We start from the raw sequence: 25,866 nt of genomic DNA on the forward strand, positions 1-25,866 counted from the left end.
AGTTAGACCGCTTCGAGCGCGTATCCGGCCGAGCGGACGGTGCGGATCGGATCCTTCGCGCCGCCAAGCTCGATCGCCTTGCGCAGGCGCCGGATATGCACGTCGACCGTGCGTAGTTCGATATCGCTGCTGGTGCCCCACACGCCATCGAGCAACTGCCCGCGGCTGAACACGCGACCGGGGCTTTCCATGAAGAATTTGAGCAGCCGGTATTCGGTCGGGCCAAGCTTCAAATCCTTGCCGCGGCGCTGCACCTTGTGCGCTACCGGGTCGAGCTTGAGATCGCCCACAGATACCGTTTCGCCGGCCAGGGCAGGGCGGATGCGCCGCATTACGGCAGCGACGCGGGCGAGCAATTCGCGCGGGCTAAACGGCTTGGTCAGGTAGTCGTCGGCGCCGGTTTCGAGCCCGCGAACCCGGTCATCCTCGGCTTCGCGAGCGGTGAGCATGATGATCGGGACATGCGCTGTCTGCTTGTCGCGGCGCAAACGGCGACAGACTTCGATCCCGCTGGTGCCTTCGATCATCCAATCGAGGATGATCAGGTCCGGTGTGTCCTCGGCGGCGAGGATTAAAGCCTCATCGCCATCGGGAGTGCAGCGAACCGCATAACCTTCGTTGCGGAAACGGTATTCGAGCAGTTCGGACAGGGCCGGATCATCTTCGACCAAGAGCAGTTTTGCGGCAGACATGCGGCGCTTCACTCCTTAGATGCGCTTTCCGGCTCCTGCCCTTATGTCACTTTCAAGACAGAATGATGTCAGTCGTCATGATCGGGCGGATAAGTCCCGGTTGCGGCAAAATGCACCATCTCGGCCACATTTGTCGCATGGTCGCCGATGCGCTCGATATTGCGCGCGACGAAAAGAAGCTGTGCGGCGCTCGAAATAGTGGCAGGGTTTTCGACCATGTAGCTGACAAGGTTACGGAAAATGCTGTCGTAAAAAGCGTCAACCTTGGCGTCCGCGGCGATCACTTCGCGCGCCAGTTCAGGGTCGCGCGCGGCATAGGCGGTAAGCACGTCATGCACCATCTCGCCAGCCAGTTCGCCCATAGCGGGGAGCAAGGTCAGCGGTTCGAACCGCTTGCGATCCTGGATTTCACCCACACGGCGGGCAATGTTCTTCGAATAGTCGCCAATGCGTTCAACCACGCCGGCGATCTTCAGCGCCGCGATCACTTCGCGCAAGTCGTCCGCCATGGGAGCGCGCAAGGCGATTACGCGCACGGCGAGCTTGTCTACTTCCATTTCGAGCGCGTCGATCTTTTTGTCGCGCGCCACGATCTGGTCGGCCAGCACTTCGTCGCCGCGAACTAGCGCATCGAGCGCCTCGTTGATCGAAACCTCGGCCAGGCCGCCCATCTCGGCGATCAAGCCGCGCAGGCGGGTGATGTCCTCGTCGAATGCCTTGACTGTATGCTCGGCCATTACCCGTACCGTCCTGTGATGTAGTCCTTGGTCCGTTCTTCGATCGGATTGGTGAAGATGTCGGAAGTGTGGCCGTATTCAACCATCTTGCCAAGGTGGAAGAACGCAGTGCGCTGCGAGACGCGCGCGGCCTGTTGCATTGAGTGGGTGACGATCACGATGGCATAGCGATCGGTCAATTCGGCGATCAGTTCCTCGATCTTTGCGGTAGCGATCGGGTCCAGCGCCGAGCAGGGCTCGTCCATCAGGATCACTTCGGGATCGACCGCGATTGCGCGCGCGATGCAAAGGCGCTGCTGCTGGCCGCCCGAAAGCGCGGTGCCTGAATCGCTCAACCGGTCCTTCACTTCGTCCCAAAGGCCGGCGCGGGTCAGCGAACGCTGGACCACTTCGTCGAGCTCTTCCTTGGTCTCCGCCAGGCCATGGATGCGCGGGCCGTAGGCGATGTTCTCATAGATCGTCTTCGGGAAGGGGTTGGGCTTCTGGAACACCATGCCCACCCGCGCACGCAGCTGCACAACGTCCATTCCAGAGCGGTAGATATCCTCGCCATCGAGCTCGATCGTGCCTTCCACGCGCGCGGAAGGAATCGTGTCGTTCATCCGGTTGAGAGCACGCAGGAAAGTCGACTTGCCGCAGCCCGACGGGCCGATGAAGGCCGTGACATAGCTCGCGGGAATGTCGATCGAGACATTGTCGATCGCTTGCTTGTCGCCATAGTAGACCGAAACGTCCACTGCGCGCATCTTGGGGTCGACGACCTCCAGATTGGGATGGATTACAGTCACCACTTTTTCTCGAATTTGTTGCGGAGGTAGATTGCGAGGCCGTTCATCACCAAGAGGAACAGTAACAGGATAATGATCGCAGCGCTGGTGCGCTCGACGAAGCCGCGGTCGATCTCGTCGGACCACAGGAAGATCTGCACCGGCAGCACCGTTGCAGGCGAAGTGAAGCCGTCAGGCGGGGTCGCCACAAATGCGCGCATGCCGATCATCAGCAGTGGTGCGGTTTCACCCAATGCGCGGGCCATGCCGATGATGGTCCCGGTCAGGATACCCGGCAGCGCGAGTGGCAAGACGTGGTGGAACACCACCTGCACTGGCGAAGCGCCGATCGCCAGCGCGCCGTCGCGGATCGAAGGCGGTACGGCCTTGATTGCGTTGCGGCCGGAAATCACGATCACGGGCATCGTCATCAGCGCCAGCGTCATGCCGCCGATTAGAGGCGCCGAGCGGAAATTGGGGAATATCCAGAGGAACACCGCAAGGCCCAGCAGGCCGAAGATGATCGATGGCACTGCCGCCAGATTGTTGATCGAAACCTCGATCACGTCGGTCCAGCGGTTCTTGGGAGCGTATTCTTCTAGGTAGAGCGCGGCCAACACGCCAATCGGGAAGGCGAGCAACAAGGTCACGATCATGGTCAGGATCGAGCCCTTGAGCGCTCCCCAGATACCCACCTTCTGAGGGCTTGTGGCGTCGGCGCGTGAAAGGAAACCGGGGTCGAAATTGTTAGACAGCTTGCCTTCCGCCTCAAGCCGCTCCGCCAGCGCCCGGTCTTCAGGTGTGCCTTCGCCTTTGAGCGCAGCGGCAAGGTTGTCCGTTGCCGGAAGGCTGAACTGATGCGAGCCTTGCAGCAGTGAGGGGTCCTTGATCACTGCGGCTGCCACATCGCGCCATGCCTCGGTGCTCATCCCTGCAGCTGCCTCGCTGCCAAGCGATTGCTCCGCGTAGAACGCAACGACATCGGGCAGGCCCTGGATCTGCAGCGTCTGGAGGGCCCCAGGTCCGCTCAGGCTGTTGGCGTCGCCGGAAATCCCTGAGGCAGGAAAGTCGATGGCAACGTCAAGCTCGGCGCGCTGGAAGCCTGCGACGCCATTGAAAGTCATATTGCCCAGCAGGAAGATCAGCACAGCGACCGAAACGAGCACCGCGCTGAGCCCAGCCAGCTTGAACCGGCGTTCGGCAGCATAGCGCTTGGCGAGGCGCTTGCGAAACGCCTCGGTCCGCGTCGGCGCGATATGCGTGGATGTCACAGCGTCACTCATATGCTTCGCGGAACCGCTTGACGACGCGCAGGGCAACGAAATTGAGCCCCAGCGTCACGATGAACAGGACCAGGCCGAGTGCGAAGGCGCTGAGCGTGGCGGGATGGTCGAAGCTGCCTTCGCCCGTGAGCATGGCAACGATCTGGAAGGTGACAGTCGTCATTGCCTCAAGCGGGTTGGCAGTAAGATTGGCTGCGGCGCCTGCTGCCATGACGACGATCATCGTTTCGCCGATGGCGCGGCTGATCGCCAGCATCACGCCGCCGACGATTCCTGGCAGAGCGGCGGGCACCAGCACGCGGCGGATAGTTTCCGACGTGGTTGCGCCAAGTGCCAGGCTGCCATCGCGCATTGCGCTGGGCACGGCGGCGATTGAATCGTCTGCCATGGAGGACACGAACGGGATGATCATCACACCCATCACGACACCGGCGGCAAGGGCGCTTTCGCTCGACGCATTGGCGATGCCCATGGCCACAGCCGCATCGCGGATTGCCGGTGCAACCGTGAGCGCGGCGAAATAACCGTAAACTACGGTCGGAACGCCGGCGAGGATCTCCAGCGCGGGCTTGAGCCATGCGCGCAGGCGCGGGTTGGCATATTGCGTGAGGTAGATCGCGCTCATCAGCCCCAGCGGGATGGCCACGATCATGGCGATGATCGCACCGATGTAGATCGTGCCCCAGAACAGCGGAATCGCGCCGTATCGGCTCGGGTCCGGATTGTCGGGGTTGCTCATCGGGTCCGGGCCCCAATGCGTCCCGAACAGGAAATCAATCGGCGAGACCATTCCGAAGAAGCGGATCGTCTCGAACACGAGGCTGACGAAAATGCCGAAAGTCGTGAGGATCGCGACCAGCGAAGCCAGCAGCAGGATAGCCATGACGGCGCGTTCAACGCGCGTGCGGGCCGCAAAGTCCGGCTTGACCTTGAGGAAGGCGAAAATGCCGGTGAGCAGGGCAATCGCCGCAGCGATAGCTATGCCGATCAGGCGGAACCGCTGGATCGCATCGGCAAAGGGAGCGACCAGCGCTTCCGAATCCGGATTGAACACCGCTCCGCCACTGGCGGCGACCGAACGTGCCTCAGCCAGGATCGAATCGCGTTCGAAACCGAATTGCGGCAGGTTTTGAGCAGCAGGCGAGGCCAGCACGGCGTTCGTCACCAGTTGCGGCTCGATCATCGCCCACAGGACGGTAAAGGCCAGCAGGGGCACCACTACCCACAGCGCCACATACCATGCGTGATAATTGGGGCGTGCGGCAAGTCGGCGCGGCTCACCGTCTTTCTGGAAGCTCCACGCTTTCGCGCGCGCGGCGAGCCAGGCCGCAAGGCCAAGCCCGAGGGCGATCAAGAGCAAGGTAATCGAAGTCATCGGATTACTGTTAAAACCTGCACTTCTGTCCGGCGCTGGCAGCCAATGGGTTGGCTAGGCGGCGTGTGTTTCAAACTGGCGTAAGACCCGGACTGTCCTCGATCGGGCGTGGATTCGCACATGGCTCACGGCCCCAATGTTAAAGAAATGTGACAGTTTCATTACATTCCGTCCGGCTCATTCGTAGCGGCCGGAATCCGCACCACCACCGAAGTTCCTTTGCCCAGTTCGCTCTGGATGTCGAGACGCCCGCGGTGACGTTCAACAATGTGCTTTACGATCGCAAGGCCAAGGCCGGTTCCGCCCGAGGCGCGGCTACGACCCGGATCGGTGCGATAGAACCGACGGGTAAGGTGAGGCAGGTGATCGGCGGCGATGCCTTCGCCCTGATCGGACACTGTCAGGCGGGCCTGGCCGTCCTTTGCTTCTGCAAGTTCGACGGTGACCGACGATCCGGCCTCGCCATACTTGAGCGCATTGTCGACAAGGTTTCGCACCAATTGTTCGATTTGCTGCGTATCACCCTGAATTTGCATGGGTTGCTTGATCTCGAATTGTAGTCGTGCGGCGCGCTCATGCCCGGCAGCGTCGCGCGCGGCGCGTTCGACCACTGGCGCGAGATCGATCACTTCGGTCGGCTGGTCGTGCTTTTCGGCCTCAACGCGCGAGAGCGACATCAGGTCGCTCACCAGCGATTGCAGCCGGTGCGCTTCGCGCAGGATCGTATCGAGAAATTTCTGCGTAGTCGGCGCATCGAGGTCGCCATCGCGCAACGTCTCTACATAGCCGATGATCGAGGCTAGCGGAGTGCGCAGTTCGTGGCTCGCATTGGCGACGAAATCGGTATGCGCCCGGCTGATGTCGGCCTCGGCGGTTAGGTTGATCAGCTCGATCACCGACAGCTCGCCATCCACCTTCTGGCGGTTGATCCGCCAGATATCGCGCCGACGCACCAGCCCGCGGACGATGGCAGCGCCATTGCCTTTCTTTCCCAGCAATTTGATCGCTTCGGGCTGGCGGAAGGCCATGCGCGCATCCTGGCCGATCACGTGCTTGCCCAGAACCTTTTGTGCTGCCCGGTTGGCGATTGCGATCCGTCCGCGGTCAAGCACAAGCAGGGGAGTTGCCGAATGCTCGATCAGTTCGCCCATGTTCTCGCGCGAGATGATACCCGTCTTCGCGGGAGCGCTGGTCTGGGGCGGTTTGCTGCTGACGAGGTAGAGCGATCCTATCCAGATCACCAGCATGCCAAGGGCTATAAAGGCGTCGAAACCCAGCAAAACCAGCGCAAGCCCGGTGGCGAGCGCGATCAGGATTCCCGCAATCGGATGCTGCTGGCGATCGTCCATGGCGGGCGGGGCATACCAGAACCTCGCGGCAAGGAAAGCGCCAACAGGTCGCTGTCCCCCGCGAGGGGAAATTATGACAACAATGTGAAGGAGGTGGTGACCCCTACGGGAATCGAACCCGTGTTTCAGCCGTGAAAGGGCCGCGTCCTGACCGCTAGACGAAGGGGCCACGCTCGTTGCGAGAGCGCGCCAATAGGGGCGCGGGTGATTCCGGTCAACCCCAGTTTTTCGTCAATCCGCGAAGGCCGCGTCTTCCAGGTGAAGCTCCGCCTGAGGGCGTGCACCCCAATCGTCGATCTTGACCCGGCCTGCGAGGTGGAAACGCCTGCCCTGCGCGCGATGCAGGATCGTTTGCGCCATTTCGGTCTCGGCCGCGCGGAAGGCGATTGCCTTGAGCGAGCGCCCATCGTCTCCTGCGGCGATCACTCGCAAATGGTCTTGCCCGACGATATCGGCCTTCACGATTCGTACCGGCCCAACGGCCACTCGCGGGCCGGGCCAGCCGACTCCGAACGGCCCGGCCCGGTCGAGCGTTTCGACCAGGTCCGGAGTCAGGCCACCGGGCGCCACCGCAAGATCGAGCTGGATCGCCTGGCTTTCCAGCGCCCTGCCGACATCGCGTGCGAGCCGATTGTCGAGGAACTCGCCGAGCGGATCGATCTGGCTGCGCTCCACCGTGAGCCCCGCGGCCATGGCGTGGCCTCCGCCGGCGAGGAGCAGGCCCGATTCGCGTGCAGCGATGATCGCGGCCCCAAGATCCACGCCGGAAATCGAGCGACCCGAGCCCTTGCCGGTGCCACTGTCTTCATCGAGAGCGATGACAATGCTTGGCTTGCCGGTCTTTTCCTTGATCCGGCCGGCCACGATCCCGATCACGCCGGGGTGCCATCCTGCGCCTGAAAGCACGACGACCGATCGGTTGTGCTGCGAGGCCATTTGCGCCTCGGCGGCCTGCTGAACTTCGGCCTCGATCGCGCGGCGCTCCTCGTTCAATTGCGATAGCTGCTCGGCGATCTCGCGCGCTTCATCGGGATCGGAAGTGGTCAGCAGCCGCACGCCAAGCGTCGATTCGCCCACGCGCCCGCCTGCATTGATGCGCGGGCCCAATGCAAAGCCAAGATCGCTGCACTGCGGGGCGCGCTTCAGCCTGCTGGCATCGATCAAGGCGGCCATGCCGATGCGCTCGCGCCGCGACATGACCTTGAGCCCTTGTGCCACGAAAGCACGATTGAGGCCGTGAAGCGCCGCGACATCGGCGACCGTGCCGAGCGCGACAAGGTCGAGCAGCGCCATGAGATTGGGCTCTTGCCGATCCTCGAAGAATCCGCGCTCACGCAGCGTTCTCACCAATGCGATGGCGAGCAGGAAGGCCACTCCCACTGCGGCCAGATGGCCATGAGCGGCGGCGAGGTCGGATTCGTCCAGTCGGTTCGGGTTCACCAGGGCTGCCGCCAGCGGCAATTCCGGCGAGCATTTGTGGTGATCGACCACGATCACATCGACACCTGCGTCATGCGCTTGTTTGAGCGCCTCATGCGCCATCGCGCCGCAATCGACCGTGACAATCAGGCTCGAACCCGCTTCTGCCAGCCTGAGCAGCGCCTCACCGCTGGGGCCATATCCTTCGAGCAAGCGGTCGGGGATGTAATAGTTCGCATCGGCCCCCAGCTCTCGCAGCAAGTTGACGAAAAGGGCCGCGCTGGTTGCGCCATCGACGTCGTAGTCGCCATAGATCGTGATCGCCTCGCCGCTCAGCACTGCTTGGGCTATCCGCTCTGCGGCGGATTCCATGTCGCGGAACTCGCTCGGGTCGGGCAGGAATTCGCGCAAGGTGGGCGCCAGATTACGCGCGAGGTCTTCGCGTGTGACGCCGCGGGTCAGCAACAGTTGCGTGAGGATATCGTCTTCCAGGCCCGCCACGCCCGGTTCGATCTCCATATTGCCTCCGCGCCAATGCCAAGCACGACCGGACAGGGACGACGCGACGCCAAGCACATGGGAAATCGATCGGGAAGCCATAGCCAATACCTACCCGATCGGCGCGAGCGCGAGAAGGCTGCAAGATTGACTTTCGACATCTTGGCCAGTCTGGTGCGGCAGATGGCAGAGGGAAGACTCCTGATCGCATGGCATAGCCGCACCGGCGCGAGCGAGGCGCTTGCAGAGGCGGCAGCTCAAGGGGCGGGCGATGCAGCGCGCCTGATGCGAGCCGACGAAGTGCAGCCGGAGGATATCATTGGCGCACGAGCATACCTCTTCTTATGCCCTGAAAACCTCGCATCGATTAGCGGATCGATGAAGGAAATGTTCGATCGCTGCTACTATCCGGTTCTCGGCCGGATCGAAGGACGAGCTTACGCCACGATCATTGCCGCAGGGTCCGACGGGGAAGGCGCGCAACGCCAGATCGACCGGATTGCCACTGGCTGGCGATTGCGGCGCGTGGCCGATCCGATCATCGTCAACCTCCATGCGCAAACGCCGGAAGAAATCATGGCGCCAAAGCACATCGAAAGCGCTCAGCTAGCTTTGGCGAGCGAGCTTGGTGCCGCTCTGGCGCAAGGTATCGAGCTCGGAATTTATTGAAGTTTCAAAGTCAAATGCCTCCAATCTGGAGCAAACAAGACTCGACGCCGCCTGAAAATAGAGTCACTATCCAATTTAGGCATGCAGGCAGGAGCGGGCGGCTGGTCGTAAGTATGACGGATGGCCGGGACAACCATGCACGGCATGTCGTGCGAGGGGTATTCTTACTCTTTTCGCGCAATGAGCGCCCCGATCGAGCCGCAATACGCGATTTCGTCAAAGCGCATCCGGCAATTTCGCTCACGCACGATCCGTCATCGCAAGCGCAACTGCACCTTGTCGGTGAAGCGGAGGTGACTCACGCCACTCCATCGAACGACGATAGGGGAGGCCATGGTGAACTCGTCTGGCTGGAACTGCTGCGCGAAGGGCTTACATTCGACATCGCAGGCCTTTTGCCGGGGACAGGCTTCGAAATCCCCCCGTGTGACCATCAATTCGACTACCGCGAGGAAATCTGTCGAAGCCGCCTCGAAGCGGTTCGGCTCACGCCCGGTTCACACCTCGCCGGGGGCGAGGCCAGCCTGCCTGTATTGCGAAGCATGTTTTCGCTCACGCGCGAGCTGGTGCGGCATTTCGAGGCGATTGAAGCAATCGCCTGGCCTCCATCGTCGAGCCTGATCGGCAGACGCTTCTTCGAATCCACAATTGCTGCCTGGCTTGAAGGTGGAGCCTTTCCCGCGCTTGGCCTGACTGCGTTCCGCGAAACGCTCGATGGCGGGCTGGTGAGTGTCGGGCTCGAATTCCTGATTGGCCAGGAACTGCGCATCGAACCCTCTCTTGCGGGAGACAAGGTTGCGGCCACCCGCCTGGGCGTGCGGCTGGTGAACCAGTTGGTGCTGTCTGGCGCGGTTGAACGAATGGAACAAATTATCGGTCCCGATGGCCAAAGGCTGCAACTTGAACCCTCAAGCAATGGCAGGTTTGTCCGCGTCTGGACTGGCTGAACCGGATGGGGGATTTCTCAGGGACTGCCCGCGCCAATCGTCCCTTCATCCCCTTTCGAGCGGTAAATCGCAAGCAATGCCCCGATTACGACCCTGCACTCCAGCGGCACCATCTCTTGCCGCGTCAATTGCTGTCACAGCGATGCTTTGGCGCGATGTTCGAGAGCATCGGCACACGGCGGGTTGGCTTCGATGATTTCCGCGCGAACGGCTTGCTGTTACCAGCGACCGAGAAACGCGCCGCCAGCATTGGCATGCCCCTGCATCGTGGCCCTCACCGCGAGTACAATGCCATCGTGATCGAGCGGGTAGGGTGCATCGAGCATCGCTGGTCCTACTCAAGGGCGCGCGCGCCGGAGGAGGTGCTTGAGGAAGCGATCTTTCGCTTGGCACTGCTGCAAAGCGCGCTTCGCACCCGCTTGCTGTCTGAGCGCCGCAAGATGGTGCTCAATCGGAAAGACCCGCTGGGAACAGGTTTCGACTTCAGCGAGCTCGACGCAATGGCCGAGACCCTATGGCAGGCGACCTAACAGGCCCAGGGCTTGTAGGCTGACTTTGCCGCGAGCTCGGCCTTGCCCGCATGGTATTCCCGTTCAAGCCGGGCCACGAGGTCTTCGACCGAACCGACATGTTTGATCGCGCCAACGCCCTGGCCAGAGCCCCAGATATCCTTCCACGCCTTGGCCTTGGTGTTGCCGCCGCTGCCGAAGTTCATTTTTGAAGGGTCGCTTACCGGCAGGTCGTCCGGATCGAGCCCGGCAGAGACGATCGAACTGCGCAAATAGTTGCCGTGAACGCCAGTGAAGAGATTGGTGTAGACAATCCCTTCGGCGCTGCCTTCGACGATTGCGTCCTTGTACCGCTGGTCGGCATTGGCTTCCTTCGTGGCGATGAAGGCGCTGCCCATATAGCCGAAGTCGGCGCGCATCGCCTGCGCGGCCAGGATCGAATAGCCATTGGCGATCGAGCCGGACAGCGCGACCAGCCCGTCGAACCATTCTCGAATTTCCTGCATCAGCGCAAAGGGCGACAGTGACCCGGCGTGCCCGCCAGCGCCGGCGGCTACCGGGATCAGGCCGTCGGCTCCCTTTTCGATCGCCTTTTGCGCGAAGCGGTTGTTGATCACGTCATGCATGGTGATGCCGCCCCAATTGCGCACCGCCTGGAAAACTTCTTCGCGCGCGCCAAGTGAAGTGATCACCATCGGCACCTGCCACTTCTCGCAAGTGGCCATATCGGCGTCGACGCGGTCGTTTGACTTATGGATGATCTGGTTGACGGCGAAGGGAGCCGCAGGGCGGTCGGGGTTCTCGCGATTGTGCTTGGCCAGTTCCTCTGTGATCTGATGCAGCCATTCGTCGAGCAGCGATTGCGGGCGAGCATTCAGCGCCGGGAAACTGCCGATAATCCCTGCCTTGCATTGCGCGATCACCAGTTCGGGGCCTGAAACGATGAACAGCGGTGAGCCGATCAGCGGAAGTCGCAGGCGGTCGAAGGGTGCAGGAAGGGCCATCGGGTACTCCGTTCAAAACACTGTTTGACGGATCGATTAGGCAGCGCCGCTGCCGCTGTCGAGGCCCTGATTTTGCTAGGCCCCCGAGCGTTCCGATGCCGTAGCGTCAGGCTGCTGGCAGGATATGTTCGATGCCGTAGAAGCGTGCCGCATTGCCCGCGTAAAGCGCGCGCTTCTCATCGGCGCTCGCGCCCAGGGTGATACGCTTGAAGGCATTCCACAACACGGGATAATCCGCGCCCCAGTAATCGACGGGATAGTTGCTTTCGAACATCGCCCGGGAAGGACCGAAAGCTTCGATGCAGGTTTCGATATAGGGGCGCCACATCGCGCCAAGATCTTCGGAGCTGAAGCCTGCCGCCGGGCCCTTCTCGGGTAGCCCGCAGAATGCCATCGCGAGCCCGCCGAGCTTGACGACCACATTCTCGCATTTCGCAAGCTCGTGGATGTTGTGCCGCCAGGTGTCGAAGCGCTCGTGCAGCTTGCCGTGATAGCTCGCGATATTGAGCGGTGTCCCGCAATGGTCGAGGCAAATGGGCTGGTCGGGGAATGCGCGGGCAAGGTCGAGAATGTCGGGCAATTGCGGTTCGAGCAGCCAGGCATCGAAGGTCAGGCCCATGCGCCCAAGATGGGTGAAGCCTTCCCGGAAAGTCGCATCTCGATAGAGGCCTTCCGGGGCGTGGAACGGGGCACCGAGCACTTCGGGGTCGGCGTCCCACGCGGCCTGATGGCGGATGCCGCGGAAGCGGTCGGGCGCGGCGGCCTGCAGCCTTTCGAGCACGGGTGCTGCCTTGTCTCCCAATTGGAGATTGGCGTGTCCGATGATCGCTGCACAGGCACGCAGCGGGCCGTAAAGCCCGCAGGCTGATTGTGCGGCGACGCCGTTCACGAACTCGACTTCGCCGACGACCTTCATATCATCGCTCGCATCGGCCCGGTAGAATGCGCCGCACTCCATGAAGACGGTGCCAATTACATTGTGGCCGCTGGTCAGGTGGGCGTGAAGCTCGTCGAACGTGTAATAGGCGTTGTCGCCCAGTGCCTCGATGAAGGGATGCTGAGGTTCGGGAAAGGCTCCCATCAGCGGTCGCAAGTCCCACAAATGGTGATGCGGGTCGATGATCGGCAGGTCGGGTTCGAGAATTTCTTCGGTCATATCAGGCACCTCTCCACTCCACCCATCTCACCCGCAAAGCTGCACAGATCAAACTGTCTAAAGAGACGAAACGGTTCTATTCCGGTTCGTACTGTGGCCAGTTCGGCTCGGCCCAGCTGTTCAGTTCCACTTCCACACCTTGGTCGATCCGTCCTGCGACTATGCGCGTTGCCTCCAGCAAGCCATCGCGGCTCGTGATAAGGCAATCGCTTCCGTCCAGCTCGATACCTTCGATTGCACCAAGCTCCTCATCGCATGGCGGGTCGTAAAAATCGACGCGGCGCTCACTGACATGCGCGACTGCAAAGAGCAGGAATGACCCTTCACCCGCGAATTGCACCGCATACCATTCGTTCATCGCTTCATGGACGAACAGCGACATCACTTCATCGTCGCTGTGGTAGACGTAGCCGCCGCCCGGGATCATCTGGAGTTCGACATCGACCGGGTCCTCTCCTTGCGGATGAAACCGATAGGGCCCTGCCTCGATCGGCTGCACAGAACCGGCTTGGAATATTACAGGCCCCTTGGAATACCAGCAGGCACTTAGAGTTGGCGCGAGCGCCACGATCATCAGCGCGCCGAGAAAACGTGGTGCCATGATCCCCTCCGCTTCGTCCAGCCGACCCTCGTTTATCGCATATCGCGTTTGGGAAGGAAAATCATCAAGGCCTTTGATTTGGCGACTTGCGCCAGAACTTCGGCATTGCCTCCGTCGCGCGAATCCTTATCCCTTGGCGGTTCTGTATTCGGGAGATTTTCATGCGTTACGCAGCACTCGCTCTGGCACTTCTGGTAACAACTGCACCTACACTTGCCGAGGCGCGCAAGGCCGAAGTGGCGGATCTCTTGAAGGTCGCGCGGGTCGGCAATCCCGACATCGCGCCTGACGGGAGCGCGGTCGTCTACACTGTGGCCACGGCCGATATCGAGAAGGACGCAAATGTCAGCCATATCTGGCTCGCGGCGTGGGATGGGTCTGGCAAGCGCCAATTGACCAACCGCCCCGGCGAGAGTGAGAGCGCGCCGCGCTTCAGCCCTGACGGATCGGTGATCGCCTTCATCTCCTCGCGTGCGGCAAAGGACGACGAAGATAGCGATGCGCGGCTTTGGTTCCTGCCGCGCGCAGGTGGCGAAGCCTATCCCTTGCCCGGAATCAACGGTTCCGTTTCGGATTATGCTTTCTCACCTGACGGTAAGAAGCTGGTGCTGGTGGTGGAAGATCCCAAGCCGAAGAAGGAAGGCAAGGACAAGGATCGCCCTGAGCCGATCGTGATCGATCGTTACCGATTCAAGCGCGACGGAACCGGCTATCTCGACAATCGGCGCGAGCGGCTATGGCTGTATGATATCGCCAGCGGCAAGGCAGAGCGGCTGACCGATGGCGACTATGACGAGGCGCTGCCCTCCTTCTCTCCCGATGGGACGCGCATCGCCTTCGTTTCGCGCCGCTTCCCCGATGCTGAGCGTTCGCCCGACTTCAACCTGTTCATTGCTGATGCGGCGAATGTCGGTGCCACTCCGCGCCAGCTGACAAGCTATCCGGGCGCAGATAATGATCCATCTACCGGATCCTATCCTGCATGGAGCCCCGATGGTTCGCAGATAGCCTATATTCGCACGGGTGATCCCAAGCTGATCTGGTATGCTGTGAATGCACTGGCTCTCGTGCCCTCGGCCGGCGGAGAGGAGCGGATTGTCACTGCTTCGCTCGATCGCAATGTCACCGAGCCGTTCTGGTCCGCTGACGGTCGCACGATCAATTTCATCGTCGAGGATGACGGGGTGCAGCGGCTCGACAGTGTCTCCGCAAAGGGCGGTGCGATCACGCAGGTTGCAAGCGGCGAGCGTGTGATCACCTCGCCAACGGTTTCAGCCAATGGGCGGCTGGCATTTCTCTCTTCCGACCCGGCGAGCCCCACGGAGGTTTTCGCCTTCGACAAGGGCAAGATGCGCGCGCTTACCGATCACAACTCTGCGCTGGCGGCTGAACTCGATCTTGGAAAGGTCGTGAGGACCAGCTTCAAGAGCAAGGACGGAACCGAAGTGCGCGGGTTCCTGATGACACCGCCTGACTACAAGGAGGGTACAAAGGTTCCGACCATCCTGCACATCCATGGCGGGCCGACCGCTCAGTTCGAAGCCGATTTCGACATGATGCGGCAAGTGATGGCGGCGCGCGGATATGCGGTGATCTTCGTGAACCCGCGCGGCAGCACCGGGCGTGGCGAAGCATTTGCTGCTGCGATCAACGCGGCCTGGGGTTCGGTCGATGTCGAAGACGTGCTGGCGGCCGTGGACGACGCCGTGGCGCGCGGCGTGGCCGATCCGGACAGGCTCGGCATTGGCGGCTGGTCCTATGGCGGCATGCTGACCAATTACACTATCGCCAGCGACAAGCGCTTTAAGGGCGCGGTGAGCGGCGCGTCGATCAGCAATGTGCTTTCCGGCTATGGCACCGACCACTACGTCTATGAGTACGACGTCGAACTCGGTTATCCTTGGGAGAACCGCGAGGCCTGGGATCGGATCAGCTATCCCTTCTTCCACAACGACCGGATCGTCACGCCAACCTTGTTCATGGTGGGTGGCTCAGACGTAAACGTGCCTACTCTTGCCAGCGAACAGATGTACCAGGCGCTGCGCTCGCGCGGAATCGAAACGAAACTGGTGATCTATCCGGGCGAGTCGCACGGAATCCGGCGCCCGAGTTTCGTAACGGACCGGATGGAACGCTGGCTCGGCTGGTTCGACGCCAAGGTCAAATAGCTAGGCGGCGGTTTCCCGAACGGCGCTGTTGGCAGCGCTGAGCACGGCACGAACGCTGGCCGTGGCTATGTCCTGGTCGATCCCGCAGCCCCAAATGGTGCGTCCATCGGGCATACGACATTCGAGATAGGCGGCTGCGCGCGCATCGGTGCCGGTGCCAAGCGCATGCTCGGTGTAGTCGGTCACTTCCAGCTCGACGCAGAAGGTCTCCCGGATCGTGCTCATTACGGAAGAAATCAGCCCGTTGCCGCGCCCGCTGACGCTCTGCTCCTGCCCGTCGACAGCAATCTTGCCGGAGAAGATGCGTGTTCCGTCAGCCGCGCGGCTTTCCTCATAGTCGACAAGGCGGAAGTGCCGCGGCTCGATCTTGACGTAATAGGCCTTGCGGAAGGCGTTCCAGATATCGGCGGCGTTGAGTTCGCGGCCCAGTTCGTCCGCAAGGTGCTGGACGTGCTTGGAAAAGTCAGCCTGCATCTTCTTGGGCAGCTTGAGGCCCTGGTCCTGTTCCAGCACCCAGGCAAATCCGCCCTTGCCGGATTGCGAATTAACGCGGATCACCGCCTCGTAATTGCGGCCGAGGTCCGCCGGGTCGATCGGCAAATAGGGCACGCGCCACAGCTCGTCATTCTGCTTGGCGTGGGCTTCGAAGCCCTTTTTGATTGCATCCTGGTGCGAACCCGAAAAAGCGGTGAAGACCAGTTCGCCGCCATAGGGATGGCGCTGGTGTACCGGCAGCTCGTTGCAATATTCGACCGTCTCGATGATCCGGTCGATGTCGGAGAAATCGAGGCCGGGGTCGACACCCTGCGTGTACATGTTGAGCGCAACGGTCACGAGGCAGCAGTTGCCGGTGCGTTCGCCATTGCCGAACAGGCAGCCTTCGACGCGGTCGGCGCCCGCCATCAGCCCGAGTTCCGCCGCCGCGACGCCAGTGCCGCGATCGTTATGGGTGTGCAGGCTGATCACCGCGCTGTCGCGATTGGGCAAATTGCGGCAGAAATATTCGATCTGGTCGGCGTAGATATTGGGAGTTGTCGCTTCGACCGTGGCCGGCAGGTTCAGGATGATGGGATGCTCCGGCGTTGGCTGGAGAACTTCCATCACGGCCTCGCACACGGCGATGCTGAAATCGAGCTCGGCAGTTGAGAAGGTTTCGGGCGAATATTGGAAATGCCAGTCGGTTTCAGGCCGCTTGGCAGCTTCGTCACGCATCACTTTGGCGCCCGCGATTGCGATCTCGCGCACTTCGTCCTTCGACATCCGGAACACGATATCGCGCCATGCGGGGCTGACGGCATTGTAGAGGTGGACGATGGCGGATCGGGCGCCTTCGAGGCTTTCGAAGCTGGTGCGGATCAGGTCTTCACGGCTTTGCGTCAGCACCTGAACGGTTACATCTTCAGGTATGCGGCCAGACTTCACCAGGCCGGAAATGAAGTCGAACTCTGTGGCGCCAGCGCTCGGGAACCCGACTTCGATCTCCTTGATGCCGATGCGCACGAGTTCGTCGAAGAAGCGGTTCTTCTTCACCGCGTCCATCGGGTCGATGATCGACTGGTTGCCGTCGCGCAGATCGGTGGAAAGCCAGCGCGGCGGCGAAGTGACGGTGCGGCTTGGCCACTGCCGATCGGGCAGGTTGACCTGAGGGAAGGGCCGGTACTTGCGGCTTGGGTCGGACAGCATGGTCATTGGTATCGAACTCGTAACGAAATTGGATTGAGGCGGTGCGGCGATGCTCCCTTGGGCGCCCCGCGCGCCATCAAGGCACGCGACTGGTCACGCCCAAGGGCGTGTAAGTCGTAGCAGCGGCAGCGATCCGTTACGTGTCATGCGGGCTCAATTGCCGAAAATTGCGCGGAGCGCAAGGCGCTTGGAAAGAAAAAGCGAGCCGACTATCACCGATGCATGACAGACACTCACACAGCAGAGCCTTCGCTGTACCAGATCATGGGGCTGGTACGTATCGTCAACCTCGACCCTGAAGGGCGCGCAACGCTCGAATACGAGGCGAGGCCCGAGATGTGCCATTCGGGCGGCGTGGTGCAAGGCGGCTTCGTGACAGGGTGGATCGATGCGGCAATGGCGCATGCGGTAATCGCTCGCCACGGCAAGGGCTTCGTGCCGATGTCGCTCGAGCTCAAGGTCAGTTTCTTCGCCCCGGCACGGCCTGGGCTGGTCATTGCCGAAGGCTGGGTCGAACGTGCTGGCAAGCGCACCAATTTCTATGAGGGCCACCTCAAGGCCCCGGACGGGACTGTATTGGCCAAGGCGACCAGTACGATCCTGCTGGTTGACACGGAACGGGTGGTCGCAGCATCGAAGGCAGCTACGCAATGACTGAAATTCGTCCATTCCGCCTGCACATCGAGGATGTAGCCCTCGCTGACCTGCACCTCAGGCTCGATATTGCCCGTTGGCCTGAGAAGGAAGCGGTGGGCGACTGGGCGCAGGGAGCTCCATTGGCAGAACTGCAGGAATTGTGTCGATATTGGCGGAACGGATACGACTGGCGCGCGTGTGAGGCGCGGCTCAATGCAATGGGCCAGTTCGTGACCGAGATCGACGGGTTGGACATCCATTTCCTGCATGTCCGCTCACCGCATGAAGACGCATTGCCGTTGATCCTGACGCATGGATGGCCGGGATCGGTGATCGAATTCCTCGATGTGATTCCGCGTTTGACCCGGCCCGAGGAATTTGGCGGGAGCGCCAGCCAGGCATTCCATGTGGTCGCGCCGTCGCTGCCCGGCTTCGGTTTCTCGGGCAAGCCGAATGCCACAGGCTGGGGTGTCGAGAAGATTGCGACTGCCTGGGCAGAGCTGATGCGGCGACTCGGCTATTCTCGCTGGGTGGCGCAGGGCGGCGACTGGGGAAGTGCTGTGACGACCGCGATCGGGGCGCAGGCGCCGGAAGGCTGCGCGGGAATTCACATCAACATGCCGCTCGGGCAACCGACGCCCGAAGACCTTGCGAGCCCTACGCCAGCAGAGCTGAAGGCGCTGGCCGCGCTTCAGCATTACCAGGATTGGGACTCGGGCTATTCCAAGCAGCAGAGCACGAGGCCCCAGACCGTGGGCTATGGTCTTGTCGATTCGCCGGTTGGGCTAGCCGGGTGGATCTTCGAGAAGATGTGGGCATGGACCGACAATGATGGTTCGCCGTTCGACGCGCTGTCGCGCGACAGGATCCTCGACAACATCATGCTCTACTGGCTTCCGGCCACTGGAGCGTCCTCGGCTCGGCTCTATTGGGAGAGCTTCGCCAAGTTCGGGCAGGGGGAGGTGAAGCTTCCGACCGGAGCCAGTGCGTTCCCGAAGGAAATCATCCCGGCGCCGCGGAAGTGGGCCGAAAGGCGCTACACCAATCTCGTCTATTGGAACGATTTGCCCAAGGGAGGGCATTTCGCGGCATGGGAACAGCCCGAGCTGTTTGTCGATGAATTGCGGGCCTGCTTCGCGCTTATGCGCTAGGGCCGTTCAGTCAACGCCAGCGCAGCCTTTCGGGGGTCAGCTGATCGATGCTGGTCACGCCCATCAGCCGCATGCCCCGTTCGATTTCATCCTTGAGGATGCCGACAGCGCGTTCGACACCGGGTTGGCCAGCGGCGGCAAGCGCATAGAGGTAAAGCCTGCCGCCCGATGCGGCGGTTGCACCCGCGCACAGGCTCTTGAGCGCATGCGTTCCGCGTCGAACGCCGCCGTCAACGATGATTTCGATCTCGCCGCCGACGGTATCGACGATCTCGCGCAGCTGGTCGAATGGTGCACGGCTGCCATCAAGCTGGCGCCCGCCATGGTTGGAGATCATGATTGCGTCCGCCCCGATCTGCACTGCTCGCTGCGCGTCGTTCGCGCTCATAACGCCCTTCAGGCAGAACTTTCCGCCCCAACCCTCGCGGATGCGGGCCGCCGTGTCCCAATCCATCGAAGTGTCGAGCATGGTGTTGAAATAGTCGGCGATGCTCACCGCCTTGCCGCTGCCTTCGCTCACATGGGTGTCGAGATTGGGCAGGCGGAATTTCTCGCGGAAAAGGTAATCGAGCGTCCAGCGCGGGCGCGTGGCATAGCTCCACACCGCGCTGGGCGAAAAGCGGGGCGGGGTGGTGAATCCGCTGCGCAGGCATCGCTCGCGCTTGCCAGAGACGATAGTGTCGACTGTGAGGGCAAGCGCATCGAACTTCGCGGCCTGGCAGCGTTCGATCATCGAACTGTTCAGGCCCTTGTCCTTGTGCACATAGAGCTGGAACAGCTTGGGCGCGCTAGTGAGCGCGGCGATTTGCTCGATACTGCGTGTGGCCAGGCTTGAAATGCCGAACCACAGGCCAAATTTTTCCGCTGCCTTGGCTACGGCCGTCTCACCCTGCCAGTGGAAAGCGCGCTGTACCGCAGTGGGGCTGAGCATCAGGGGAAGGGCGCTCTTGCGGCCCATGATCGTGCAGCTGGTGTCGATTTCTGCGACCCCCGCCAGCACGTCAGGCACCAGATCGCACGTTTCGAAGGCGGCGGTGTTGCGCGCTTTGGTCAGCTCGTCATCCGCTGCCCCGTCGATATAGTCGAAAACCGGCCAGGGCAGTCGGGCCCTGGCCAGCTTCCGGAAATCGTCGATATTGTGGCAGTCGGAAAGGCGCATGAGGCACCTTTTCGGCTTAGTTCTTCGCCTTGTCGACCAGCTTGTTTGCGCTGATCCACGGCATCATGGCACGCAGGCGAGCGCCGGTCTGTTCGATCGGGTGTGCTTCGGCACGCTTGCGGGCAGCCTTCAGTTCGGGCTGGCCTGCGCGGTTGTCGAGCACGAAGTTCTTCACGAAGCGGCCAGACTGGATGTCATCGAGAACGCGCTTCATCTCGGCCTTGGTTTCAGCAGTTATGATGCGCGGGCCGGTGGTGATGTCGCCATATTCCGCGGTGTTGCTGATCGAATAGCGCATGTTGGCGATGCCGCCTTCATAGAGCAGGTCGACGATCAGCTTGGTTTCGTGGAGGCATTCGAAATATGCCATTTCGGGCGCGTAGCCCGCTTCGACCAGTGTTTCGAAGCCAGCCTGGATCAGGTGAGTGATGCCGCCGCACAGCACGGCCTGCTCGCCGAACAAATCGGTTTCGCACTCTTCCTTGAAGTTGGTTTCGATGATGCCGCTGCGTCCGCCGCCGACGCCGCTGGCATAGGCCAGCGCAATGTCATGCGCCTTGCCGCTGGCATCCTGGTGGATGGCGATGAGGCAGGGCACGCCGCCGCCCTTCTGGTATTCGCTGCGCACGGTGTGGCCGGGGCCTTTGGGCGCGATCATGATCACATCGATATCCGACGGAGCTTCGATCAGGCCGAAATGGATGTTGAGGCCGTGCGCGAAGGCGAGCGCCGATCCGGGCTTCATATTGCCCTTGAGATCGTTCTCCCAGATCGCCGCCTGGTGCTCGTCCGGAGCAAGGACCATCAGGATGTCGGCCCATTTGGCGGCATCCTTGTTGCTCAAAACCTTGAAGCCGGCGGCTTCAGCCTTCTTCGCGGTTGCCGAACCTTCGCGCAGGGCGATGGCGACATCCTTCACACCGCTGTCGCGCAGGTTTTGCGCGTGGGCATGGCCTTGCGAACCGTAGCCGAGCACAGCGATCTTCTTGTCCTTGATGAGGCCCAGATCCGCATCGGCGTCGTAATAAACTTTCATTGTCTTCCCTCTTCTAGGCGCCTTGCGCGCCGCGCATCATGCCAACCACGCCGCTGCGACCAACCTCGACGAGGCCAAGGCCGCGCATCAGCGCGATGAAACTGTCGATCTTGTCCGGTGCGCCGGTTATCTCGAACACGAAACTTTCGGTGGTGGTGTCGACCACGCTGGCGCGGAACACATCGGCGATCCGCAGCGCCTCCACACGCTTCTCGCCGGTTCCGGCAACCTTTACCAGCGCAAGCTCGCGTTCGACATGCGGGCCGGCCTCGGTCAGGTCGGTGACCTTGTGTACCGGTACCAGGCGCTCGAGCTGCGCTTCGATCTGGTCGATTACCTGCGGCGGACCGTTGGTGACGATGGTGATCCGGCTCACCGCGTGGTTCTCGGTGATGTCGGCCACGGTCAGGCTGTCAATGTTGTAGCCGCGCGCGGTGAATAGCCCCGCAATCTTGGCGAGAATGCCCGATTCATTGTCGACCGTGATGTTGAGCACGTGCCGTTCGCTGGCAGCGGTTGCGATTTTCATGTCGTCAATTCCTCAGACCAAAGCCTTGGCTTCGTCATCCATAGTGCCTTCGACCTGGTCGCCGTACAGCATCATGTCGGTGTGCGCCGCGCCACTGGGGATCATCGGGAAGCAATTGGCTTCCTTGGCGACAAGGCAGTCGACCATTACCGGGCCATCATAGGCAAGCATGGCTTCGATCCCGGCGTCGAGCCCGGCTTCGTCTTCGATCCGGATACCCTTCCAGCCATAGGCTTCGGCCAGCTTCACGAAATCGGGCAGGCTGTCCGAATAGGAGTTCGAATAGCGGCTCTCATAGGTCAGCTGCTGCCATTGGCGCACCATGCCCATGAACTCGTTGTTGAGGATGAAGACCTTCACCGGCAGGCGATATTGGCTGGCCGTGCCGAGTTCCTGGATGTTCATCTGGATCGATGCTTCGCCCGCGATGTCGATCACGAGGTTGTCCGGATTGCCGAGTTGCGCGCCGATTGCCGCAGGCAGCCCATAACCCATCGTGCCCAGACCGCCCGAGGTGAGCCATTTGTTCGGATCGTTGAAGCCGAAATACTGCGCCGCCCACATTTGGTGCTGGCCGACTTCGGTCGAGATGATGGGATTGCGGTGCCTGGTGAGCGCGAACAGCCGCTCGATCGCCTTTTGTGGCATGATGAGGTCGGATTTCTCAGGATAGGCAAGGCATTCGCGTGCGCGCCAACCGGCGATCCGCGCCTTCCATTCGCCGAGGTCTCTCGGCTTGCGATCGCCCCAGGCAGAAATCAGCTGCGACAGGACATGGGCACAATCGCCAACGATCGGCAAGTCGACATGGACTGTCTTGTTGATCGAGCTGCGGTCGATATCGATGTGGATCTTGGTGGAATCCGGGCTGAATGCGTCGAGCCTGCCGGTCACGCGATCATCGAAGCGAGCGCCAATGCAGACCATCACGTCACACTTGTTCATCGCCATATTGGCTTCGAACGTACCGTGCATGCCCAGCATTCCCAGCCAGTCCGGATGATCCGCCGGAAATGCGCCGAGGCCCATGAGCGTTGAGGTGGTGGGCGCGCCGGTGAGATCCTGCAGCTTGCGCAGCAGGCGGCTTGCCTCCGGGCCGGAGTTTATGACGCCGCCACCAGTGTAGAAAACCGGCCGTTCAGCCTTCGCGAGCAATTCGACGGCTTTGGCGATCTCGTCCGCGCTGCCGACCATGCGGGGCTGGTAGCGGTGCGCGGCCGAGCCGTTGCTGGCGTTGCTGGCCGATGGCACTGCGACCTGCACGTCCTTGGGAATATCGACGACGACCGGGCCGGGGCGGCCAGTTGTGGCGATCCGGAATGCCTCTTCAAGCGTTGCCTTGAGGTCTGCCGGTTCCTTCACGAGGTAATTGTGCTTGGTGCAGTGGCGCGTGATGCCAACGGTGTCGGCTTCCTGGAACGCGTCGGTGCCGATCAGCCCGGTCGCGACCTGGCCGGTAATTACCACCATCGGGATCGAGTCGAGAAACGCGTCGGCAATTCCGGTAACGGCATTGGTCGCGCCGGGGCCGGAAGTGACGAGGACAACGCCGGGCTTGCCGGTCGAGCGGGCATAGCCTTCCGCCGCATGTGCCGCGCCTGCCTCGTGCCGGACGAGAATATGGCGGATGCGTTCATCGCCGAATAGCTCGTCATAGATGGGGAGTACCGCACCGCCGGGATAGCCGAATACGAATTCGACACCCTGTTCGATCAGGCATTCGACCAGGATTGCTGCGCCGCTGCGCTCCTGTGACACGTTGGTTTCCTTCCGACTGTGCGGTTCGCGCCCGCATCTATGCGCATTTCGCGCGCTTCACAATAAAACGCGGCCCGGTGCAGGGTCACGCACCGAGCCAGCGACTGACCCGCTATGCGTTCAAATCTAACGTGTCAACCGTTAATCACGTAATAAAGATGCAAAATAATCTCCAATATCGATATTTTGAGACTCACATCTTGGCCAATCTTTCGGTGGCTGGCGTCGGAACCATGTATACTGCCGCTTGGCATAGTTGCGCGTTGCCTGCTGCCCGCTGGCTATCATTTCATCGCGAGAGACCTCGCCGCGCAGGTAGGCCGAAATCTCTGGTACGCCGATCGCGCGCATCACAGGCAGTTCCGCGGAGAGCTTGCGCGCGACCAGGGCTTCGACTTCCGCGATCGCGCCAAGCTCTAGCATGCGTGTGAAGCGCAGGTCGCAGCGGGCGTAAAGCCAATCCCGATCGGGCAGCAGGACCAGCGGATGAAGCGAGATCTGGTCGTCGATGCCGCCCGTCTTCTCGGCCTGCCAATGCTCCAGCGTCTTGCCGGTCGAGCGGACCACCTCCAGCGCTCGTGCAATCCGTTGGCTGTCGGCCGGATTGAGCAAGGCTGCGCGCTCGGGATCCTCGGCCTGTAAAGCGGCATATGCCTCACCAATCGGGAGCGCCCGTACGCTGTCCCGCACTGCCGGGTCTATCGGCGGAATCGGGGCGATCCCTTCCAATAGCGTCCGCACATACAGCCCGGTCCCGCCGACCAGGATGGGCAGGACATCTTTGGCATGCAGCGCGGCAATCTCGTGCTTGGCCGCATCAGCCCAATTCGCCGCCGAGCAGGCCTGTGCTCCGTCCCACGCTCCGAACAGGCGATGCTCGATCCCACGCATCTCCTCATCAGCCGGCCGTGCGCTGAGCACCCGCAAGTCGGCATAGACCTGCGCGCTGTCCGCATTGATCACGACCGCCCGTTTCCCGCGCTCTTGCATCGCCAATGCCAGTTGAACCGCGAGATCGCTCTTGCCGCTGGCGGTTGGCCCTGCGATGAGCGCGACCGGTAGATGTCGAGGAGAATCCGAAGTGCCCATCGCCCGGCTGATAGCAGACCCGGCCAGCTTGGAAACGCGCCTCGACGCTGCGACGCGCGCAATCGAGGCTGATGGCTACGAGCTGGCATCGGCGATGATGCTGGAATCGAACGAGGATGTGCTTGAGCTGCTTATCCCCGAAGGGGAGGCGGAGGCGCTGCAGAAGCTGCTCTCGAAACATTTCGACCCGGCTGACGTGCTGGTGTCGCAAGCGCCGATTGTAACACCGGCCCTGTTCGTGTCGGACATGGATTCGACCATGATCGAGCAGGAATGCATCGATGAACTGGCCGACTTCGCCGGGATCAAGCACCATATTGCCGCGATAACCGAACGCGCCATGCAGGGGGAACTCGATTTCGAAAGTGCGCTGCGCGAACGAGTGATGCTGCTGCGCGATTTGTCGGAAGAGGCAATTTTCGAATGCCTTTCGACGCGCATCGTGCCGATGCCGGGTGCACGCGTGCTGGTCGAAACGCTCAAGTCCAGGGGATGCCGCACCGTCTTGGTCACTGGCGGTTTTCACCAATTCGCCGATCCGATAGCCGAACAGCTCGGCTTCGAGCGGGTGGTCGGCAACAGGCTGGCCATCGACGGCGGCAAGCTCACAGGGCAGTTGGCGGGTTCGGTAACTGACAGCTCGGTCAAGCGCGCCACATTGGAAGGCGAACTGGCGGAATTGGGCGAGGGCGCAGTATCGCTTGCCACAGGTGACGGGGCAAATGACGTTCCGATGCTGCTCGCGGCCGATTATGGCGTGGCCTATCGCGCCAAGCCTGCCGCGAAACTTGCCGCCAATGGCTGGATCGATCGCGGCGACCTGACTTCAGTGCTCAAACTGCTCGGCATACCCCAAAGCGAATGGGTGGCGGGCTAGTCACAGCCAGGTGGCGATCTGGCCAAGCGGCTTTTTCTTCAATGCATGCGCCGGAACGGTCGCCCCTTCTGCGGGATGGCCAACCACCACGATCATCAGCGGCTTCTCGTGTTCGGGCCGCCCGCAAATTTTGCGCAGGAAGCCCATGGGCGAAGGAGTGTGCGTTAGCGTTGCGCACCCGGCTTCATGGAGCGTCGCGATCAACATGCCGCAGGCGATGCCGACGCTTTCATTGACGTAATAGTTCTGCGTCGCCCCATCCTCGTCGATCCCGCCCTTGCGCTGGGCGAAAACCACGATCAGCCAGGGTGCGATCTCAAGGAATGGTTTGTCTTCATCAGTGCCGATCGGGCTCAACGCCTCAAGCCATTCCGCGCTGGCCTTTGGGCTGTCGCCGTCCGCACCGTAGAATCGACGCTCCTCTTCCTCAGCGGCTTCGCGGATAGCGCGCTTCCTGTCGGCAGAGGAAACCACTGCGAAGTGCCAGGGCTGGTGGTTTGCGCCGTTGGGCGCGCTGCCGGCAGCTTCAATCGCGGCCTCGATCACTTCGTGCGGCACCGGCTCTGCGGAAAAATAACGGCAGCTGCGCCGCTGCTTCAGCCGGTCGCGCATTGCCCGCGCACGGGCTATGCTTTCTTCATCTGGCAGGCTGGGCAGCGAATAGGGGACTTGTTCGTGTGATTGCATGTTTGCAATACTCGCGCATTCCCCAGGAAAGGCAAAGCGGTGACCATGGCGCAGCCGTGGACAGGCAATTTACAATCGTGTAAATAG

The 25,866-nt window shown here is 61.6% G+C and carries 24 protein-coding genes and 1 tRNA gene; 7 read left to right on the forward strand and 18 right to left on the reverse strand.

Annotation, left to right across the window (positions count from 1 at the left end):
* Positions 1–2: 2 nt before the first annotated feature.
* From phoB to recJ, 8 genes are all read right to left on the reverse strand, one after another.
* Positions 3–692 carry a phosphate regulon transcriptional regulator PhoB gene (gene phoB / locus ACUJ47_RS02720; protein WP_445536925.1) on the reverse strand — a complete coding sequence of 230 codons (690 nt, stop codon included), beginning with the start codon at positions 690–692 and terminating at the stop codon, positions 3–5.
* Between the two features lie 68 nt (positions 693–760).
* Positions 761–1,429, reverse strand: coding sequence for a phosphate signaling complex protein PhoU (gene phoU, locus ACUJ47_RS02725; protein WP_354144981.1), 669 nt, complete (start codon positions 1,427–1,429; stop codon positions 761–763).
* Entirely contained in the window at positions 1,429–2,175 is a 747-nt protein-coding gene (gene pstB / locus ACUJ47_RS02730; RefSeq protein ID WP_445538841.1) for a phosphate ABC transporter ATP-binding protein PstB, read from the reverse strand. Before pstB ends, phoU begins: the two co-directional genes overlap by 1 nt.
* A 38-nt stretch (positions 2,176–2,213) precedes the next feature.
* Positions 2,214–3,479, reverse strand: coding sequence for a phosphate ABC transporter permease PstA (pstA, locus tag ACUJ47_RS02735; protein WP_445536926.1), 1,266 nt, complete (start codon positions 3,477–3,479; stop codon positions 2,214–2,216).
* Entirely contained in the window at positions 3,472–4,854 is a 1,383-nt protein-coding gene (gene pstC, locus ACUJ47_RS02740) for a phosphate ABC transporter permease subunit PstC (protein WP_445536927.1), read from the reverse strand. The genes pstA and pstC overlap by 8 nt, the downstream gene beginning before the upstream one ends.
* A 161-nt stretch (positions 4,855–5,015) precedes the next feature.
* Positions 5,016–6,203 (reverse strand): sensor histidine kinase, encoded by a 1,188-nt coding sequence (locus ACUJ47_RS02745; protein ID WP_445536928.1) that lies wholly within the window; start codon positions 6,201–6,203, stop codon positions 5,016–5,018.
* Between the two features lie 94 nt (positions 6,204–6,297).
* Positions 6,298–6,372 (reverse strand) — tRNA-Glu (locus tag ACUJ47_RS02750).
* Positions 6,373–6,434: 62 nt separating this feature from the next.
* Positions 6,435–8,222: a single-stranded-DNA-specific exonuclease RecJ gene (gene recJ / locus ACUJ47_RS02755; protein ID WP_445538842.1), complete on the reverse strand. Its 1,788-nt coding sequence runs from the start codon at positions 8,220–8,222 to the stop codon at positions 6,435–6,437.
* An 81-nt stretch (positions 8,223–8,303) separates the two neighbouring features.
* Between recJ and ACUJ47_RS02760 the strand changes: the two genes are divergently transcribed.
* From ACUJ47_RS02760 to ACUJ47_RS02770, 3 genes are all read left to right on the forward strand, one after another.
* Positions 8,304–8,789, forward strand: a complete 486-nt coding sequence (locus ACUJ47_RS02760; RefSeq protein ID WP_445536929.1) for a flavodoxin family protein — start codon at positions 8,304–8,306, stop codon at positions 8,787–8,789.
* Positions 8,790–8,902: 113 nt separating this feature from the next.
* Positions 8,903–9,736 (forward strand): hypothetical protein, encoded by an 834-nt coding sequence (locus ACUJ47_RS02765; RefSeq protein ID WP_445536930.1) that lies wholly within the window; start codon positions 8,903–8,905, stop codon positions 9,734–9,736.
* Between the two features lie 5 nt (positions 9,737–9,741).
* Positions 9,742–10,266: an AHH domain-containing protein gene (locus ACUJ47_RS02770; protein WP_445536931.1), complete on the forward strand. Its 525-nt coding sequence runs from the start codon at positions 9,742–9,744 to the stop codon at positions 10,264–10,266.
* On the opposite strand, the gene ACUJ47_RS02775 is transcribed toward ACUJ47_RS02770, so the two are convergent.
* From ACUJ47_RS02775 to ACUJ47_RS02785, 3 genes are all read right to left on the reverse strand, one after another.
* Complete coding sequence (locus ACUJ47_RS02775; protein ID WP_445536932.1) at positions 10,263–11,249, reverse strand: NAD(P)H-dependent flavin oxidoreductase; 987 nt, start codon at positions 11,247–11,249, stop codon at positions 10,263–10,265. The genes ACUJ47_RS02770 and ACUJ47_RS02775 overlap by 4 nt on opposite strands.
* A gap of 106 nt (positions 11,250–11,355) precedes the next feature.
* A complete protein-coding gene (locus ACUJ47_RS02780) occupies positions 11,356–12,405 on the reverse strand; it encodes an amidohydrolase family protein (RefSeq protein WP_445536933.1) in 1,050 nt (349 codons plus the stop codon).
* Positions 12,406–12,481: 76 nt separating this feature from the next.
* The gene (locus ACUJ47_RS02785; RefSeq protein ID WP_445536934.1) at positions 12,482–13,006 is read right to left on the reverse strand and encodes a hypothetical protein; all 525 of its coding nucleotides are present in this window, start codon (positions 13,004–13,006) and stop codon (positions 12,482–12,484) included.
* A 161-nt stretch (positions 13,007–13,167) separates the two neighbouring features.
* On the opposite strand from ACUJ47_RS02785, the gene ACUJ47_RS02790 reads away from it, so the two are divergent.
* Positions 13,168–15,174: a S9 family peptidase gene (locus tag ACUJ47_RS02790; protein ID WP_445536935.1), complete on the forward strand. Its 2,007-nt coding sequence runs from the start codon at positions 13,168–13,170 to the stop codon at positions 15,172–15,174.
* On the opposite strand, the gene leuA is transcribed toward ACUJ47_RS02790, so the two are convergent.
* Entirely contained in the window at positions 15,175–16,863 is a 1,689-nt protein-coding gene (gene leuA / locus ACUJ47_RS02795; RefSeq protein ID WP_445536936.1) for a 2-isopropylmalate synthase, read from the reverse strand. It abuts the gene before it with no gap.
* A gap of 216 nt (positions 16,864–17,079) precedes the next feature.
* On the opposite strand from leuA, the gene ACUJ47_RS02800 reads away from it, so the two are divergent.
* Together ACUJ47_RS02800 and ACUJ47_RS02805 are read left to right on the forward strand one after the other, a co-directional pair.
* Positions 17,080–17,511: a PaaI family thioesterase gene (locus ACUJ47_RS02800; RefSeq protein WP_445536937.1), complete on the forward strand. Its 432-nt coding sequence runs from the start codon at positions 17,080–17,082 to the stop codon at positions 17,509–17,511.
* Entirely contained in the window at positions 17,508–18,644 is a 1,137-nt protein-coding gene (locus tag ACUJ47_RS02805; protein ID WP_445536938.1) for an epoxide hydrolase family protein, read from the forward strand. Before ACUJ47_RS02800 ends, ACUJ47_RS02805 begins: the two co-directional genes overlap by 4 nt.
* A 10-nt stretch (positions 18,645–18,654) precedes the next feature.
* Here the strand turns inward: ACUJ47_RS02805 and ACUJ47_RS02810 are convergent, their stop codons facing one another.
* The 5 genes from ACUJ47_RS02810 to miaA all read right to left on the reverse strand — a co-directional run bounded on the left by ACUJ47_RS02810 (position 18,655) and on the right by miaA (position 24,215).
* On the reverse strand, positions 18,655–19,803 hold the full coding sequence (locus tag ACUJ47_RS02810) for an alpha-hydroxy acid oxidase (RefSeq protein WP_445536939.1): 1,149 nt from the start codon (positions 19,801–19,803) through the stop codon (positions 18,655–18,657).
* A gap of 16 nt (positions 19,804–19,819) precedes the next feature.
* A complete protein-coding gene (gene ilvC, locus ACUJ47_RS02815) occupies positions 19,820–20,839 on the reverse strand; it encodes a ketol-acid reductoisomerase (RefSeq protein ID WP_445536940.1) in 1,020 nt (339 codons plus the stop codon).
* Between the two features lie 13 nt (positions 20,840–20,852).
* Positions 20,853–21,368 carry an acetolactate synthase small subunit gene (gene ilvN, locus ACUJ47_RS02820; protein ID WP_445536941.1) on the reverse strand — a complete coding sequence of 172 codons (516 nt, stop codon included), beginning with the start codon at positions 21,366–21,368 and terminating at the stop codon, positions 20,853–20,855.
* Positions 21,369–21,380: 12 nt separating this feature from the next.
* Positions 21,381–23,126 (reverse strand): acetolactate synthase 3 large subunit, encoded by a 1,746-nt coding sequence (locus tag ACUJ47_RS02825; RefSeq protein WP_445536942.1) that lies wholly within the window; start codon positions 23,124–23,126, stop codon positions 21,381–21,383.
* A 141-nt stretch (positions 23,127–23,267) separates the two neighbouring features.
* Positions 23,268–24,215, reverse strand: coding sequence for a tRNA (adenosine(37)-N6)-dimethylallyltransferase MiaA (gene miaA, locus ACUJ47_RS02830; protein ID WP_445536943.1), 948 nt, complete (start codon positions 24,213–24,215; stop codon positions 23,268–23,270).
* Between miaA and serB the strand changes: the two genes are divergently transcribed.
* Positions 24,208–25,092, forward strand: a complete 885-nt coding sequence (gene serB, locus ACUJ47_RS02835; RefSeq protein WP_445536944.1) for a phosphoserine phosphatase SerB — start codon at positions 24,208–24,210, stop codon at positions 25,090–25,092. The genes miaA and serB overlap by 8 nt on opposite strands.
* Here the strand turns inward: serB and ACUJ47_RS02840 are convergent, their stop codons facing one another.
* Positions 25,093–25,779: a nitroreductase family protein gene (locus tag ACUJ47_RS02840; protein WP_445536945.1), complete on the reverse strand. Its 687-nt coding sequence runs from the start codon at positions 25,777–25,779 to the stop codon at positions 25,093–25,095.
* Positions 25,780–25,866 lie beyond the last annotated feature (87 nt).

The sequence above is a fragment of the Altererythrobacter sp. Z27 genome (assembly GCF_052683155.1).